Origin of the sequence: Clostridium sp. YIM B02551, assembly GCF_022324735.1 — a bacterium.
Classification (GTDB): domain Bacteria; phylum Bacillota; class Clostridia; order Clostridiales; family Clostridiaceae; genus Clostridium_T; species Clostridium_T paridis.
Genome location: NZ_JAKGTF010000006.1, coordinates 99,451 through 115,562, shown reverse-complemented (window position 1 = coordinate 115,562; position 16,112 = coordinate 99,451). Strand labels below are relative to the sequence as shown.

At 30.7% G+C, this 16,112-nt stretch carries 16 protein-coding genes; all 16 read right to left on the bottom strand.

The window, feature by feature from the left end; all coding sequences use genetic code 11:
- Positions 1 to 8: 8 nt before the first annotated feature.
- The 16 genes from L1S47_RS08800 to L1S47_RS08725 all read right to left on the bottom strand — a co-directional run bounded on the left by L1S47_RS08800 (position 9) and on the right by L1S47_RS08725 (position 16,009).
- Positions 9 to 410 (bottom strand): TIGR02530 family flagellar biosynthesis protein, encoded by a 402-nt coding sequence (locus tag L1S47_RS08800; protein WP_238883225.1) that lies wholly within the window; start codon positions 408 to 410, stop codon positions 9 to 11.
- Between the two features lie 9 nt (positions 411 to 419).
- On the bottom strand, positions 420 to 1,124 hold the full coding sequence (locus L1S47_RS08795) for a flagellar hook capping FlgD N-terminal domain-containing protein (RefSeq protein WP_202768313.1): 705 nt from the start codon (positions 1,122 to 1,124) through the stop codon (positions 420 to 422).
- Positions 1,125 to 1,134: 10 nt separating this feature from the next.
- On the bottom strand, positions 1,135 to 2,685 hold the full coding sequence (locus tag L1S47_RS20735) for a flagellar hook-length control protein FliK (RefSeq protein WP_238883224.1): 1,551 nt from the start codon (positions 2,683 to 2,685) through the stop codon (positions 1,135 to 1,137).
- A 6-nt stretch (positions 2,686 to 2,691) separates the two neighbouring features.
- The gene (fliJ, locus tag L1S47_RS08785) at positions 2,692 to 3,132 is read right to left on the bottom strand and encodes a flagellar export protein FliJ (protein WP_238883223.1); all 441 of its coding nucleotides are present in this window, start codon (positions 3,130 to 3,132) and stop codon (positions 2,692 to 2,694) included.
- A 12-nt stretch (positions 3,133 to 3,144) separates the two neighbouring features.
- On the bottom strand, positions 3,145 to 4,449 hold the full coding sequence (fliI, locus tag L1S47_RS08780) for a flagellar protein export ATPase FliI (RefSeq protein ID WP_238883222.1): 1,305 nt from the start codon (positions 4,447 to 4,449) through the stop codon (positions 3,145 to 3,147).
- Positions 4,450 to 4,459: 10 nt separating this feature from the next.
- Complete coding sequence (locus L1S47_RS08775) at positions 4,460 to 5,242, bottom strand: FliH/SctL family protein (RefSeq protein ID WP_238883221.1); 783 nt, start codon at positions 5,240 to 5,242, stop codon at positions 4,460 to 4,462.
- Positions 5,226 to 6,239 (bottom strand): flagellar motor switch protein FliG, encoded by a 1,014-nt coding sequence (gene fliG, locus L1S47_RS08770; RefSeq protein ID WP_202768308.1) that lies wholly within the window; start codon positions 6,237 to 6,239, stop codon positions 5,226 to 5,228. The genes L1S47_RS08775 and fliG overlap by 17 nt, the downstream gene beginning before the upstream one ends.
- A 1-nt stretch (position 6,240) precedes the next feature.
- Positions 6,241 to 7,812, bottom strand: a complete 1,572-nt coding sequence (gene fliF, locus L1S47_RS08765; RefSeq protein ID WP_238883220.1) for a flagellar basal-body MS-ring/collar protein FliF — start codon at positions 7,810 to 7,812, stop codon at positions 6,241 to 6,243.
- Positions 7,813 to 7,830: 18 nt separating this feature from the next.
- Positions 7,831 to 8,130: a flagellar hook-basal body complex protein FliE gene (gene fliE, locus L1S47_RS08760; protein ID WP_373689047.1), complete on the bottom strand. Its 300-nt coding sequence runs from the start codon at positions 8,128 to 8,130 to the stop codon at positions 7,831 to 7,833.
- Between the two features lie 13 nt (positions 8,131 to 8,143).
- Positions 8,144 to 8,548: a flagellar basal body rod protein FlgC gene (gene flgC, locus L1S47_RS08755; RefSeq protein ID WP_238883219.1), complete on the bottom strand. Its 405-nt coding sequence runs from the start codon at positions 8,546 to 8,548 to the stop codon at positions 8,144 to 8,146.
- Between the two features lie 2 nt (positions 8,549 to 8,550).
- Positions 8,551 to 8,970, bottom strand: a complete 420-nt coding sequence (flgB, locus tag L1S47_RS08750) for a flagellar basal body rod protein FlgB (protein ID WP_238883218.1) — start codon at positions 8,968 to 8,970, stop codon at positions 8,551 to 8,553.
- A 758-nt stretch (positions 8,971 to 9,728) separates the two neighbouring features.
- Positions 9,729 to 10,589 (bottom strand): flagellin, encoded by an 861-nt coding sequence (locus L1S47_RS08745; protein ID WP_238883217.1) that lies wholly within the window; start codon positions 10,587 to 10,589, stop codon positions 9,729 to 9,731.
- Positions 10,590 to 10,701: 112 nt separating this feature from the next.
- Positions 10,702 to 11,799, bottom strand: coding sequence for a LegC family aminotransferase (locus L1S47_RS08740; protein WP_238883216.1), 1,098 nt, complete (start codon positions 11,797 to 11,799; stop codon positions 10,702 to 10,704).
- Between the two features lie 24 nt (positions 11,800 to 11,823).
- Positions 11,824 to 13,731, bottom strand: coding sequence for a glycosyltransferase (locus tag L1S47_RS08735; protein ID WP_238883215.1), 1,908 nt, complete (start codon positions 13,729 to 13,731; stop codon positions 11,824 to 11,826).
- Positions 13,732 to 13,735: 4 nt separating this feature from the next.
- The gene (rfbH, locus tag L1S47_RS08730; RefSeq protein WP_238883214.1) at positions 13,736 to 15,055 is read right to left on the bottom strand and encodes a lipopolysaccharide biosynthesis protein RfbH; all 1,320 of its coding nucleotides are present in this window, start codon (positions 15,053 to 15,055) and stop codon (positions 13,736 to 13,738) included.
- A 27-nt stretch (positions 15,056 to 15,082) separates the two neighbouring features.
- The gene (locus L1S47_RS08725; RefSeq protein ID WP_238883213.1) at positions 15,083 to 16,009 is read right to left on the bottom strand and encodes a transketolase family protein; all 927 of its coding nucleotides are present in this window, start codon (positions 16,007 to 16,009) and stop codon (positions 15,083 to 15,085) included.
- Between the last annotated feature and the right edge of the window lie 103 nt (positions 16,010 to 16,112).

Sequence of the window (16,112 nt, the reverse complement as noted above, 5' to 3'; positions counted from 1 at the left end):
GGTCCAGCCTATAATATTACTACACTATCGATATTTGTAAACACATTTTCCTGTGCCCTTGTTTTATCAACTGCTGTTATTATGGTATTGTTTTGAACTGAAGCGATTATAGCTACGTCTTTATATAACATTAAGGTATTTTTTGAACCTTTTTCTCTAGCTTTTCCTAACCCCTTCTCAAGTTCTTTATAGTCTGCTTGTGTGAAATTAATTTCACTTAATCTCTCAGCTGCATGATTTGAGAGAGTAAAACCTTCCTTATTTCCTAAAGTACTATTTTTAATTTCATTTTTAAGTATTTCTTTAAAACTACTTTTTGTATTACTTGTCTCACTGCTTCTTGTAATTTCCTTAGGCTCCGGAAAATTTCCTATAGGATAAGCATGTCCATTTATTATTCTGTAACTCATCTTATTTTACTATGCTGTAGTTCCAGATTCAGATTGTTTATCTACCTTTGTTATTTTGTCGACGCCAACTGTAATTATCTCGCCAGTTGAATCATTTTTCATTCTTATATTTACAACACCATTGTCTTTTGTAACACCCACAACTACCCCTGTTATATAATTACCTGAACTATCTTTATCACTTAATTGAACCTTCTTATCGATAAAACTTGTAGCCATTAATAAGCTCATATTCCCGTTTAAACTTGATAATGCAGGTAGTGAATAATCTGGAACTTCTAATACTGTCACAACGTCTGACATATCAAAATCTTTATATACATTTTGTCCATTTTCATTAATTTGAACAGATAATGTTGTTTTTCCATTTTGATTTGTTACAGCCTGTACTACTCCTGTTATCGGATTTCCTTTATCATCTAATTCTTTAAGAGTTACACCTTTTCCAGTTAAGGAGTTTGATGCAAAGTTTGACATTGTAGTGTTTAAGTTAGCCATTTGTTCCATTGAAGTAAACTGAGCCATTTGCGAAATATATTGTGTTGAATCTTGGTTTTGAGTTGGATCTTGGTTTGAAAGCTCAGCTGATAATATCTTAAGAAATGAATTCTTATCCATATCGCTTCCTGGTTTAACTATTGAAGTACCTCTATCAGTTGCTCTAGCTCCTGTGTAACTAGTAGGCACTGTTGCGGAATTAAGTGGATTTCCCATATATACCTCCTTATGCTAATTTATTTAAATTATTATATAGTAGAGTCTCTTCAGTCTCATCAGTTATTTCTGTAATCTCAGGAGTTTCTGTTTTACCTGATGAATTACTTCTTCCATCATTTCCTTTTTCTGTTCCAAAACTTTCTTGTCCTGAACTAAAAGCTGTATAGTTATCATTTAAAGAAACATTTACGTCATCAATTTTAATGTTCTGAGTATTTAGAGTGTTCTTTATCTCCTGAACTTTTGAATTTAATAAATCATACGCTTCTTTATTTGATGCATTTATAGTAGCTTTCATCTGTTCTCCTTGAGCCACTAATTTAATAGTAATTTCACCTAAATCTTTAGGGTTCATCTTAACCGTAAGCTCTTTTAAACTTGAAGTTTCCATAAACTTAATAGTCTTTATTACATCTTGAGTAATATTAGCCTTAGAAATACTTTGTGCTTCATTAACTACATTATCTACTGGAACTTGTACTCTATTAAGATTTAATTGTGCTACTTTATCAAAGTTGTCGTTCCCTTTTCCCTTTAGAATACTTTGTAAAAAGTCATCTTCTTTTGAACTTTCAGAATTACTCTCTTCTTTGCTTCCGTCAGTATTAGAAGAAACATCTACAGTTTTTGTAATACTTGTAGCATCTGCATTAGTTTTACCAACACTTGCCAAGCCATTTTCATTACCTTTTTGTGAAGAGTTATTATTCTTTATCGTAGTTTCATCCGCAGCTTTAGCATTACCCTCTTCTACTTTTGAATCAGTTATGTAAACCTGATTACTTACGTTAGAAGTATTCATATCTTTTGTCACATCACTTATAGCCTTTGGTATTTCTTTTACTACGTCTTGTAACTTAGATAAGATGTCTTTAAACTGTTCTCCACCATCCATATCAGTAAGTAACTTAACTATTTCTGCACTAATATTTCCCGTTTCACCATTTTGAACAGGATTTAGTTTTAACTCCTGGATAATATCATTAACTTTCGTAAATAAAGCCTTGTTTTGAATATCCGCTAAAGATAAATCTTGTGAGTTTTGAAGGCTCTGTCCCCCCAATAAATTCATTGTATTTGTTAATTGACCATTTACTCCTTGAGTTTCAGAAATACCATTTTTCTGATCCTTAAGGTTTTGAAGCGCTAATATTAATGAATTTATAACAGAAAGCAAATCCTCTATGCTCTTGCTATCACCTTTGTTATCTTTTTGCATTTTAGCTAATTCATCTTTAAGATCTTCAAGCTTTTTAACTACTTCTTCTAATTTTTCTTTAGAAGTATTTGTGTCTCTGTCCCCATCTTTTCCATCAACTTTTTCATTGTCTTCAGTGGACTTAACATTCTTTACTTCTTCTCTAGAATCACCTGCTTTAACATTTCTATTGTTATCAACAGAATCAGCTTGTCTTAAGTCAGCCTTTTTATCATCTTCCTTTAATTTCACTGAGTTATCAAAGTAGTCTTTAAAGTTTTGCTGTCTATCATTTTTATAACTAACTTTACTTTCAGATAAGTTAATGTCTGTACTAAAATTGATTTTTCCTATATTCACTTATTCTCACCCCCTTTCAGTGTTTCTTATGTATGCATATAATGCAAATTCATCATTATTAACTCTCTCAATTCTGTCTTGCTCTTTAGTAAATGCTTCATATTTCTTTTCCTTTAACCTTTCAACTGTCTTTCTCTCGATTGTTCGTTGTTTTAAGTTATCACGTCTTATTTCAAGCTCTCGGTCTTTAATTTCAAGCTCTTTTTCCTTTTCTGCAATTCCCTGATTAAGAGCTGTCATATAATTTCTTTTTATTTTCTGATATACAATGCTTTCACCAGGTTTGATACCTCTGTATCTATCATAGTCATTCCTCATATCATCAAGTTTTTCTTCTAAGACCATTTTTTCTCTTTGTGTATCTTTAAAAAGTCTTACTGACTCTTCTTCATTTTTCACTCTCATATCTAAAAGCTTATCTAATTTAAATGTAAACCTTTCACCCATTTTTCCCTCCTATTAGAACAATGAAGTTAATGTTCTAATACTTTCATCAAAACTTGATTCTTCTTTAATTCCTTGTTTTAAGAAGTTTTCAATATAAGGATTATACTGAATTGCTAAATCAATTTTTTTGTTGCTTCCTTTTACATATGCACCAATATTAATAAGATCTTCTGACTCTTTATATGTTGCAAGTAAATCTCTAGCTTGGGATGCCGCATTTTTATGTATATCCTCAGCTATGGATGGCATAAGTCTTGAAACGGAATTTAATATATCTATTGCCGGATAATGATTTTTATGGGCTAATGCTCTCGATAAAACAATATGTCCATCTAGAATACCTCTCACTGTATCTGCGATTGGTTCATTAAAATCATCACCATCAACAAGTACTGTGTAAAATGCTGTTATTGATCCTTTGTCCGATGTTCCCGATCTTTCAAGCAATTTTGGAAGTTTTGCAAAAACTGATGGGGTATATCCTTTAGTTGCCGGTGGTTCTCCAATGGCTAGTCCAACTTCTCTTTGAGCCATTGCAAATCTCGTAACTGAGTCCATCATCAATATGACTTTTTTACCTTTATCTCTAAAGTATTCTGCTATAGCTGAAGCTGTTAATGCACCCTTAAGCCTAATTAAAGCTGGTTTATCTGAAGTAGCACATATAACAACAGATTTTTTCATTCCTTCTTCTCCTAAGTCAGTTTGAATAAAATCCAAAACCTCTCTACCTCTTTCACCTATAAGAGCGATAACATTAATATCTGCCTTAGCTTCTCTTGCAATCATACCCAGAGTTGTACTTTTTCCAACTCCACTACCTGCAAAAATTCCTATTCTTTGTCCTTCACCACATGTTAGGAAACCATCAATAGCTCTTACACCAGTAGGCAAAGCGTCTGTTATTCTTTTTCTCTTCATAGGATCAGGTGGATCATTTTCAAGAGGATATTCCTCCCCAAATTTAATTTCTTCACCTTCTAATGGATATCCAAGTCCATCTAAAACCTTACCTAGAAGTTCGTCACTACACTTTACACTTAATGGCTTTCTTTCTGGCACAACTCTACATCCAGGCGATATACCAGATAACTCACCAAGTGGCATTAAAATAACAGAATCATCTCTAAATCCAACTACTTCACATTTAATAGGATCATTTTTTTCGTTATAAATTGTACACAATTCACCTACAAATGCTTTAATTCCTTCTGTTTCAACAGTAAGTCCAATTACTTTTTTTACTCTTCCTTCTATGTAACTTGGAGATAATTCTCTTATCTTCTTATTAAGAAGCGGAAAATCTAATGAAAGCACCTATCTTCACCTACCCTATTAAAGCTTCTTCTACTTTCTTTAATCCTATATCTAATCCTACTATACATTTACCATTGTCTTTTTGAATTTCTGCATTTCCTGGTGCCATATTTTCATCTAAAATTACATGAATTTCTTCTATAGAATAGATACTTTTCCAACCTTGAATATGTGCTTTTATGCTTTCCCCATGCTCTGGATTACACTTAATTACAAATATTCTACTTTCCTTTGAATATTGAATATATTCCTCAACTAAGGAATCTAATCCTGATTCCTTCTCTAATTCTCTCTTTAAAACACTTTTTGCAATATTTATTGATAACTTAATTATGTCTTCTTTTTTTTCTTGGAGATAGTCAGTATAGATTTTTTTAGAACTTATTAGAATATCTGATGCTTGATTTAAAATGTCAGTAGCTTCTGCCTTTGCAATTTCTATATTTTTCTCATACGCTTCCTCATATCCTTTTTTACTACCATCTTCATATCCATTTTGAATACCTTGCTCATAAGCCTTTTCATACGCTTCCTTTTCTAAGACTTTTATCTCTTGTAATGCATTTTCAATCAGCTTGTCTCTTTCAGCTTTTGCATTATTAATTATTTCCTGAGCAATCTTTTTATGACTCTCTAAGATACTATCTATCTTTTCTTGTACAATCCTATTATTTTCATTATCATTTTCAGAGAATTCAACTCTATGAACTACTGGTGAATACTCAGTTTTTACAAACTTTTCTTCACCAACTTGTAAATTTTCTCTTTTTATTACACTATAAGATGATTGCATCTTCTCCACCTCTTGAAATGATTATTTCGCCAGCTTCATCTAACCTTCTAATTACAGATACAATCTTCTGTTGAGCTTTTTCAACATCCATAAGTCTTACAGGTCCTAAGAATTCCATATCTTCTTTTAAAGAAGCAGCTGCCCTCTTAGATTGATTTCTAAATATAGCATTTGCAACATCCTCAGAACATCCCTTAAGCGCAAGAGCAAGATCTTTACCTTCGACTTCTCTAAGTATTCTCTGAATGGATACATCATCAAGAGTAATAATATCTTCGAATACAAACATTGAACTCTTAATTTTATCTGCCAATTCAGCATCTTCTCTTTCGAGACTTTCTGTAATATTCTTTTCTGTAGTTCTATCAACTTGATTTAATATATCAACAAGTGTTTGAACTCCACCTAAGCTTGTCATTTCTGTTCTTATCATTGAAGATAACTTACCTTCTAAAACTTTTTCAATTTCTTTTATTACCATAGGAGATGTATTACTCATGGTTGCAATTCTAAATGCAACTTCTGATTGAACTTCTTCTGGTAATTCCGCCATAACTTGAGCACCTTTATCTGGCTGTAAATAACAGAGAATTAGTGCTATAGTTTGCGGATGCTCATTAGATATTACATTTAATAGTTGATGAGCATCTGCTTTTCTAGCAATAGAAAATGGTCTATATTGTGCAGTAGCATCTGAAACTTTTTCAAGAATTTCTTCCGCTCTTGTTGTTCCTAATGCTTTAGAAAGAAGTTGTCTTGCATAGTCCATACCACCTTCAAGTATATAGTCTCTAGCTTTATTCATTTCCATAAATTCATTAAGAATCTCTTGTCTTTGATCTGACGTTACTGAAGTAATATTAGCAATTTCATATGTTATTTTTTGTATTTCACTTTCAGGTAACTTCTTAATAATAGGTGACGAAGCCTCTGGTCCAAGAGTAATAAAAAGTATTGCTGCTTTTTGAATTCCATTTAACTTTGATTCTTTTGCCATTTTATCCTCTCTCACTTTCTGTTAACCACGACTTAACAACATCTACAACTTGATCTGGTTTATCTTTTGCATACTTTCTAACTTCATTTTGAATATGAGTATTTTCATCATTAGGTTCAAAATCTAAAGGTGCAAAAGATATTGGTTCTTTATGAGGAATAGCTTCTTCCCCTACTACTATATCTAGTAAATGTTCTTGTTTTTCTACTTTGTTCTTTCTCCTCATTCTTAAGAAGAATATTAATCCACCTATAAGAACTAGTGCTGCGCCCACTATAGCCGCAATTACTTTAATTAATTTCATTCTATTTTGGCTGTCAATTTCTTTTTGCATTGCATCTAATTCTGATTGAGCTTGGTCCTTAGCTGCAGGGTCAAAATTCATTCCAAGAACAGATATTTGATCTCCTCTTGTTTTATCTAGTCCTATTGCATTTCCTACTGAGTCACTTATTTGTTGTTGAGTTTGAGCATCTAACTTTCCGTCTATCATAACAGACGCGGTTAATCTCTTAACTTCACCTGGTGCACTAATTACCTTATTTTCTGTTTTACCAACTTCGTAATTTGTAGTCTGACTGTCTTTAGTTGATGTAGTGCTTCCATTTGTATTTGAAATAGTGTTACTCATGTTGTTATCAACTGGACTTGATGAATTTGTACCACCATTGTTTGTATTAGTTTCTTTTGATGTTTGTTGACTTACAATTACCTTATTAGGATCAACTACTGTTTGTGTTTTTGTTTTAGAATCAAAATCTAAATCAACACTTACCTTGGCATTTACTTTTCCTTTTCCGATTACTGGTTCATATAAATCAACTATAGCTTTTTCTAATTTTGCTTCGTATTCTTTTTCAAGATCACTTTGTTTCTGTACAGATGCAGAACTTGCTGTATCTTGTCCATCTATATATAAGTCTTTTGATAAAAGGTTCATTTTATCATCTATAACTTCAATATTTTCTTTTGGAATATTTTCAGTACTTCCAGATACTAATGCCACTATACTTCTTACTTGATCAGTATCAAGTTTTGTACCTGGGTTTAATTTTATGTATACCGCTGCTTTTCCCGGTGTCTTGTCCTTAACAAAAACTGAATCTTCTGCTGGACTAATATGTACTCTTGCTGCTGCTATTTGTGGAAAACCCTTAATAGTTTTTTCTAATTCTCCTTGTAACATTCTAACCTTTTCTACTTGGAACTCCTCATCAGTCATACCAAAAGAGCTAGCATTGTCCATTATTTCATAACCTTTGCTGCCACTTGATATTTGAGAAGCTAACTGTAATCTTAGTTCATCTACTTGAGCCTTTGGAACTAAGATGGATTGACCAGAAACCTTATAATCTACTTTACCATCCTTTAACTTAGTTGTAACAGTGGACGCATCCTCAGATTCTAGATTGGAGAATAATACGCCATACTTATTTTTGCTTGAATAATAACTAAATGTTATTACTCCAACCAAAATTGCTACAACAGCAATAACCAGAGAAATTTTAACCCCTTTTGGAAAGGAGTTTATCTTATCTCGCAGCTTTTTAATTACGTCTTTAATTCTACCCATTTACTGCACTCCTTACCATTATATCTGCATTCTATTCAACTCTTGTATTGCATCCACTATCTTGTTTCTAACTTGTACCGCTAAATCTAATGACATTTTAGCTTCTTCTTGAGATAACATAACATCCTCGATATTAACATCCTCACCTTTGACCATTGCATCTGTCATATTGTTAGCATTAACTTGCTTATCATTAACCTCTTGAAGTTTATCCTTTAGTACCTTTAAAAAGTCATCACCACTTGTACTAGTTTTAGTATCATTTGGTTCCATACTTTTAAATATATCTGTATTTGGTATAAAACTATTTATCTTCATTTATTATATCCCCCTATTTACCAATCTCTAAAGCTTTCATAAACATACTCTTGTTTGCGTTTAATGTATCTACGTTTGCTTCATATGATCTTGAAGCTGAAATCATATCTGCCATTTCATTTAATATGTTCACGTTTGGCATTGTAACATAACCATTTTCATCCGCGTCAGGATTAGTTGGGTCATATTCTTTTCTTAATGGTGATTTATCATCAACAATCCCAACAGCCTTAACTCCATTAAGTTGTTGTTTATCATCTAATGCCTCTTGAAAAACAGCTATTTTTCTTACATAAGGCTTTCCATTTTCGCCTCTAGATGTATTAACATTGGCAATATTTGAAGATATAGTATCCATTCTTAATCTTTCAGCCGAAAGTCCTGATGCACTTATTCTTAATGAATTAAACATACTCATTTCTATCTACCTCCACTAGTAATTACATACTTTGTATTATTCAGTTTATTATTTGCAGATGTTACTAGTGCATTATACATCATAGTATTTGCTGCTTGATTTGACTTTTCAATATCAAGGTCAACATTATTCCCATCAAGTCTCATACTAGTAGATTCATCTTTTACTACATCTGGGCCTTCCCCTGAATTTTCTCCAGGAATATGTTTAGAATTTGTGGTTTTAAGTCCAATATCACTTAGCGATTGTTGGAACTTGTCCTCAAAATTAACATAACTTCTTTTAAACCCTCTTGTATTAATATTCGCTATATTATTTGAAATTACTTTTCCTCTAAGTGAAGCTGCTTTTAATCCATCTTTTAACAGATTGTACGAATAATCGCTAGAAACATTTAAGTTATTTTCCATAATTCCTTCCATACCCCCAATAAATTTTTAATTTTTTCAAAATTTATTTATTTCTATTTAATATTCTATAATACATTTACTACTTAATTATAAATAAAACTTTAACAAAATTCCATGTAAATATTTGTAAATACACAGCTTTTTTTGTAATTTTTTTGTTATTTTTTTTATTTCATATTAGTTTAGCAACTTTTAATACTTCCGATGCAACATTTTATTGCTTTTTTTCTGAATTTTCTGACACAATTAGCCGAAATGACAAATTTGAGGTATGAAGTGTAATTTGTGAATATTCTGTCTTTTTATTTTAATATGATATATTTCCAATCAGTTCATTTTAAAAATACAAATTATTGCATTTTTCTCCTTTTGCCCTACAAACTTGATCTTTAACAATGATTTATCTTTTATCTAATTTATTTATATAATATTAGATAAAAATAACCCCCAGTTAATAAAATAGTTTCGATTTAAAAAACTACTTAGTCGGAGGTCCATGTCGTATCTTCATGATAATAATAAACTACCTTGAACAAAAAAAATACTGGGAACTGGAGGTATTATTCCTGTGGAATCCAATTATTAATACGTATTTACGTGCTTTTGTACAATTTACACATAAAATATTTCATTCATATTCCAACTTCACCATTATATATGCATATTTGACAACTTAATCACAACATTAATCTTTTTTTCCTGCTAAATAAAAAGAAGAGTAATAACTTATAACTCTAAGCTATTACTCTTCAAAGAATAATCCATTTTAATTATTTTATCTTATCTAATATTCTCAAAACATTTTGTGGCATATTGTTGGTTTGCGTCATAAGTGCTATTGCAGAATTAATTAATAACCCTTCTTTTGAATACTCCATCATTTCATTTGCCATATCAGCATCCCTAAGATTAGAATCAGCTTTTTCTGCTGAGTCTGTAATTGAACCTAAAGATTGAGCTAAAGACTCAAATTTATTTTGAATTGCACCATATTGGCTTCTTATGGAATTTACTCTTACAATCGCAGAATCAACTATAGAAATATCTTTCTTCGCTGGATCTGTACTTGTAATATCTATATCATCTACATATGCGGTTCCTTCAATTCCAATTACTTTTGTATTTACATTAAATGTTGGAATCTTAGCTGTTTCCCCTACATTCGCTCCAACAACGGTTCTAATATAATTAGGATAACCATTATGGTCTACGCTTTCATCCCCTATTAATTTATTTCCATTAAACTCAGAATCTCTTGCAACAGAATTTATATGTTCTTTCAGTTGATCTATTTCCATTTGAATATTTTTTCTATCATCATTATTTAAAGTATCATTAGTTCCTTGAACCATAAGTTCTTTAATTCTAACTAGTGAACTAGACACACTATCCAATGCCCCATCAAATGTCTGCATCATTGAAGTACCATCTTGTAAATTTCTTTGAGCCATAGAAAGTCCTCTAATTTGCATTCTTAAATTTTCTGATTTTCCTAAATTAATTGGATTATCTTTAGCCTTATTTACTTGATTACCAGTAGATATATGATTTAAAACTTTAGATTGTGCTCCTAAACTTTTTGTATAATTTCTATAAATGTCCATGGACATAAGATTCTTATTTAATCTCATAAATTATCACTCCAATAAAATTAATTATCTTTGTTATCGATATTTTTTGAATAAACTTTAGAATTATAGTAATTTTTACACTCCTATAATCTATTACTTTTTAAGCTATACTTTATATAGACTTTATTATGTTAATTACTTTAATTATATCATTATCGGTTAAACCCACAGAACTTGGTAAGTTAATTCCTTTTTCAGAAATCTCATTTGTTATCAGCATATCACCATGCCTACTTCCAACATATGGCGGCATTTTATGTACTGGCATAAAAAATGTTCTTGATTCAATTCCATTTTCTCTTAATTTGTATATTAGTTCATCTCTGCTTAAAGGATATTCATCTTCAACTAATATAGAATATAACCAATATACATTTTTTACTTTATCCTTTTCAACTGGAATGGTTATCCCTTTAACATCTGATAATAGAGTATTATATAAATTGGCATTTTTTCTTTTTATTTCGATATATCTTTCTATATTTTCAAGTTGCGCACATCCCATAGCAGCTAATAGGTTTGGCATTCTGTAGTTGTACCCTATTTCTTCATGATAAAATGCTCCATTTTTTAATACTTTTTTTGTCTGAGTGGATAAATATTTAGCTTTTTCTCCCAACATTTCATTATTAGTAGTTAGCATTCCACCTGCCCCTGTGGTTATAAGTTTATTTCCATTGAAGCTGAAACAACCTACATCTCCTATTGACCCTAATTCTCTTCCTTTATACACTGAACCAAGCCCTTCAGTTGCATCCTCTATAACGTATAAATTGTATTTTGATGCGATCTCCATTATTTTATCCATATCCACAGGATGTCCGTATATATGCACAGGCATAATCGCTTTAGTTCTAGGAGTTATTAATTCCTCAACTTTTTCTGCATCCATAACATAAGTATCTCTGCAAACATCAACAAATACCGGTTCTGCTCCAACATATCTTATTGTATTCACTGGTGATATAAATGTCATAGATGAAACTATAACTTCATCTCCATTTCCTATCCCTAATGCTCTTAAGGCTAACTCAAGTGCTGCAGTTCCATTCATTGTAACTACTGCTTTTTTTGAACCTATATGTTTTGCAAAATCTTCTTCAAATTTATTTACATAAGATCCAGCAGATGAAACCCAATTAGTATCTAAACATTCTTTAATATACTTCCATTCATTTCCGCTAATTTCTGGTATACATAAAGGTATCATTTTTAACTTCAACTCCTTTATCAGTTATATTTCACTTTCTAACTTTTTTTTATAAGCATCATAAACTACTTTAATCTTCTCTTTATCTTCTTTATAGGCTTTTTTATTAATCATGTTTTTCGCATTATACTCATCATCCAAAAACTTACTGCAGAATTTATATGCCTCTTCTAATCTTGCATAAGCATCGCAATCTTCATCTTTGTAAAGAAATTTAATTGCAAAATAGAAGGATACGAATGTCTTACAAGTTAAGTTAATATATAATTTTCTAAAAACGTTAAAATCTTTTTTGCAAATTTCTAAATTCCTAATTAATTCAACATAATCTTTATGTTGAGCTAACCTTCCCTCAAAGGAAGCATAATAATTTATTATATTTTTATTCTTTGTACCTACTTCAATTTTAGCTACTTCAGTAGTCTGTGCCTCTCCCTCATTTATAAGTGCAATTTTTGTTCCTTTCACACAACCATATTGAAATAATAGTATTTCCCAATATGAATGTGGATAATAAAAACAAACTTCATTTTTCAAGTTATTTTTTACAAATTCTATTCCCTTGCTATTTTTAAGCAATTCATTATTATATATAATTCCAGACATATAATTAGAACTAAATGCATATCTTAACAAAGAATCTAGTCCTGGTCTTGTAAGTGTAGTAGATGGAGCTTCTGCTTGGAAAGTACCACTTGTTCTCATTACACTTAATACATTTTTATGCTCATTAAGTCTTTCTAATACTTTATCAAGCATATCTAAATTTAATAAATCTTCATCACTTAAAAGTAAGATAAACTTTCCTTTAGCTAATTCACATACCTTGCAGAGATTTATGGCATAACCTTGATTTTCCTCAAATTCAAAGTAAACTAACCTTGAGTCTTTAATATTCGCTATTTCACTATAATACTTTTTACTCTCATTTTGAGTTCCATTATTTGATAGAACAAACTCTATTTCCTCATCATAATTGCACTTTAGATTAAGCTTCAAATTATCCAACGCTACTTTTCCTCTATTATAACTTGGAATACAGACGCTAAGAAATACATTTCTTTCATTTTTCACATTAGACTTAATTCTATTCTCGTGAATTATATCTATTCGATTTTTAAGAGCCTCTGTGCTATTTGAATTATTTATTCTGCCTTTATTTGATGTATTTTCAAAATTTCTTGGAAGATATGTATTACTATTGATAAAGTACTCTTCCATTTCATCAATATCAGAAAAAATAATGCTGTTTAGATTTTTCTTATTATCGAATAATCCTCCTTGAAGTGTGGATAAAAACTTATTCATTTCATTAATAATTAAATAACTCTTCTTATTTTTATTATTAATTATATTCAAATAAGGAATAACATTATTAAAATTCCATACTTCCTCAATTAAATAATCTGAAAACTCATCAAAAACAACTGGTTGCGCTTCTTCATTTGAATTAAAATCAAAGTAGAATTTGTCTTTTATTACTTTTTCATTCTTATCATATAAATAATAGTGATTTTGTTTTTCAACTGGAATTAACCAAAATGAAAGTTGGTCAAACTCTATATATTTAGTTAACATTCCATTTTTAATTAGAAATTTTATATTTTCGTTATAATTCTTTTTAAATTCTTTAATATTTGGCTCAATAAATGCTTGCCAAATTATATCTTTAAGCTCATCTTGAGGAAATCCATTTTTCTGGGCATTAATAAATAATTCTAAACACTCTTCATATCTTGCAATACTGAACATAAAAAAAGCAAAGGAGCTATAAAACTCTCCCTTCATCTCTTTTTCAATTTCATTCTCATTATCTTCAATATTTTCATATAATCTAATATATTCACTTAATGCTTTTTCAAGTAAGCTATTCTCTATATATTCATTTATTTGTCTTAAAGTCCCCTCAAAATCCCTTTTTGTAATCTTCATCTTATTATTCCTTTCTAAAGAAGTCCTCAATTACACTAACCATATATGTAAGCTGTTCTTCTCCAATTCCTGGGTAAACACCTAAGAAAAATGTTCTATTTAAAACTATGTCTGTATTTACTAAACTTCCAACCACTTTATATTTTATATTTTTATACCCCGGTTGTCTTAATATATTTCCAGCAAATAGCATCCTGGTTTCAATCTTCTTACTTTCAAGATATGTAACAAAGTCTTTTTTAGTAAAACCAGCATCTTCTCTAACTGTTAACGGAATTGCAAACCAAGATGGTTCTGCCTTTGGCAAAGATCTAGGCAGGATAAACTTATCCTCATACTTTTTAAAGCAATCATATAGGACTTTAAAATTATGTTTCCTCTTTTGAGTAAAATATTCTAACTTATCAATTTGTTCTATTCCTATTGCACATTGAATATCTAATGGTTTCAAATTGTAACCAATGTTATTATATACATACTTATGATCATATCCTTCTGGTAATCCATCAAATTTAAAATCAAATCTATGTCCACAAGCACCATTTTCATCTAGTTCACCAGTTTGGCAAAAACACGCTCTTCCCCAATCTCTTATTGATAAAGCTGCTCTATATAGTTCCAAATTATTAGTACATACAGCTCCACCTTCCCCCATAGTCATATGGTGAGCCGCATAAAAGCTATAGGTTGAAAAATCCCCAAAGGAACCGCAGGGTTTTCCATCATAGGTTGAATCCAATGCATCACAAGTGTCCTCAATTACATAAAGACCATGTTTACGTGCTATACTCATAATTTTATCAATTTCCGCAGGATTCCCTAATGTATGCGCAAATATTATTGCTTTAGTTTTATCTGTTATTGCATCTTCTATTTTTGATGCGTCTATATTATAAGTATCGCCCTCTACATCAATAAATACTGGAATTAGTCCATTTTGAATTATAGGATTTAAAGTTGTAGGAAATGTCATTGCAGTTGTAATAACCTCATCTCCAGGCATCATTGGGTTCTTAATTGTAGGTGAGCATAATGCAGATGTTGCAATCAAATTTGATGATGAGCCTGAATTAGTAACCAAACAATTTTCAATCCCTAAGTAGCTTGAGAATTTATTGCAAAATTCTCTTCCTTTAGTTCCTAAAGTAAGCCAAAAATCCAAAGTTGAATCAATTGCCGCTATCATTTCTTTCTCATCGAAGGTTCTCCCTGCATAATGAACTTTTGATTCACCTGGAATAAACTTTTTATTTTTTTCTCTTACATTATATAGCTCAACTACCTTTTCAAGTATTTCTTCTCTAATTTCTCTTTCGGATTTCATCTTTAACACCTTCTTGCTATTCTCAATTTAATTTTCTAATACATCTATTATTTTATTATATATACTCTCTTCATCTATACCATACTTTTTCCTGAAATAATCCCTACTTCCTGAACTTTCAGCATATGTATCAGGAATTCCATAAGACTTAAATGTTATAGGTTTACTAATATTTGTAGCTATCACCTCTGAAACTGCTGAACCAAGTCCCCCAAATATATTATGTTCTTCCAAAGTGAATATATATTTTGTCTTATCTAAACATTCAATTATACATTCCTTATCAATAGGCTTAATAGTATGCATACTTATTAGATTAACGTTGTACCCATTCTCTATTAATTTTTTAGATATATTTATAGATTGTTCTAGCATATTGCCAGTTGCAATAATTGAAAGTTCATTTCCTTCATATATTTTAATCGCTTTGCCAATATTAAATTTTATACTATCTTCATTATGTAACTTAGGTTCTCCATTTTTATTTAATCTTATATATACCGGTCCCTCTAAGCCTACTGCTTGCTCCACTGCCTTTTCTGCCTCAGTAGGATCTCCAGGACAAACCACTTTCATGTTAGGTAGTGATCTCATTAGTGCTATATCCTCTATTGCATGATGTGTCGCTCCAGCTGCACCATAACTTAATCCTCCACCAACTCCAACTAAAGTAACATTTAAATTTTGATAACATAAATCAACTCTTATTTGTTCAAAGCATCTCATTGTAACAAATGGTATTATTGAATATACATACACCTTTTTACCACTTAAAGCTAATCCTGCTGCAATTCCAATCATAGTTGCTTCGGCTATTCCTACATTTACAAATCTATCCTGGAATTCCTGCTCAAACTTTTCAAATACTGAAAATCCTAAATCTCCAGTTATTAAATATATATCCTCGTCTTTTCTTGCCATTTCTGTGAGTTTGTTTATAAATGCAGTCCTCATATACTTCAACTCCAAGCTTAAATTTATAACTTTTTCAAAATCACATGAGTAGTTTCTAGAACTATTATCTTTACTAACTCATTAGAATTTAATTCATTCAGAA

Excerpts from the sequence above, each read along its gene's own strand:
- L1S47_RS08800 (WP_238883225.1), bottom strand. The coding sequence starts at position 410 with ATGAGTTACAGAATAATAAATGGACATGCTTATCCTATAGGAAATTTT.
- L1S47_RS08795 (WP_202768313.1), bottom strand. The coding sequence starts at position 1,124 with ATGGGAAATCCACTTAATTCCGCAACAGTGCCTACTAGTTACACAGGA.
- fliJ (WP_238883223.1), bottom strand. The coding sequence starts at position 3,132 with ATGGGTGAAAGGTTTACATTTAAATTAGATAAGCTTTTAGATATGAGA.
- L1S47_RS08775 (WP_238883221.1), bottom strand. The coding sequence starts at position 5,242 with ATGCAATCATCTTATAGTGTAATAAAAAGAGAAAATTTACAAGTTGGT.
- fliG (WP_202768308.1), bottom strand. The coding sequence starts at position 6,239 with ATGGCAAAAGAATCAAAGTTAAATGGAATTCAAAAAGCAGCAATACTT.
- fliF (WP_238883220.1), bottom strand. The coding sequence starts at position 7,812 with ATGGGTAGAATTAAAGACGTAATTAAAAAGCTGCGAGATAAGATAAAC.
- fliE (WP_373689047.1), bottom strand. The coding sequence starts at position 8,130 with ATGAAGATAAATAGTTTTATACCAAATACAGATATATTTAAAAGTATG.
- flgC (WP_238883219.1), bottom strand. The coding sequence starts at position 8,548 with ATGAGTATGTTTAATTCATTAAGAATAAGTGCATCAGGACTTTCGGCT.
- flgB (WP_238883218.1), bottom strand. The coding sequence starts at position 8,970 with ATGGAAGGAATTATGGAAAATAACTTAAATGTTTCTAGCGATTATTCG.
- L1S47_RS08745 (WP_238883217.1), bottom strand. The coding sequence starts at position 10,589 with ATGAGATTAAATAAGAATCTTATGTCCATGGACATTTATAGAAATTAT.
- L1S47_RS08740 (WP_238883216.1), bottom strand. The coding sequence starts at position 11,799 with ATGATACCTTTATGTATACCAGAAATTAGCGGAAATGAATGGAAGTAT.
- L1S47_RS08735 (WP_238883215.1), bottom strand. The coding sequence starts at position 13,731 with ATGAAGATTACAAAAAGGGATTTTGAGGGGACTTTAAGACAAATAAAT.
- rfbH (WP_238883214.1), bottom strand. The coding sequence starts at position 15,055 with ATGAAATCCGAAAGAGAAATTAGAGAAGAAATACTTGAAAAGGTAGTT.
- L1S47_RS08725 (WP_238883213.1), bottom strand. The coding sequence starts at position 16,009 with ATGAGGACTGCATTTATAAACAAACTCACAGAAATGGCAAGAAAAGAC.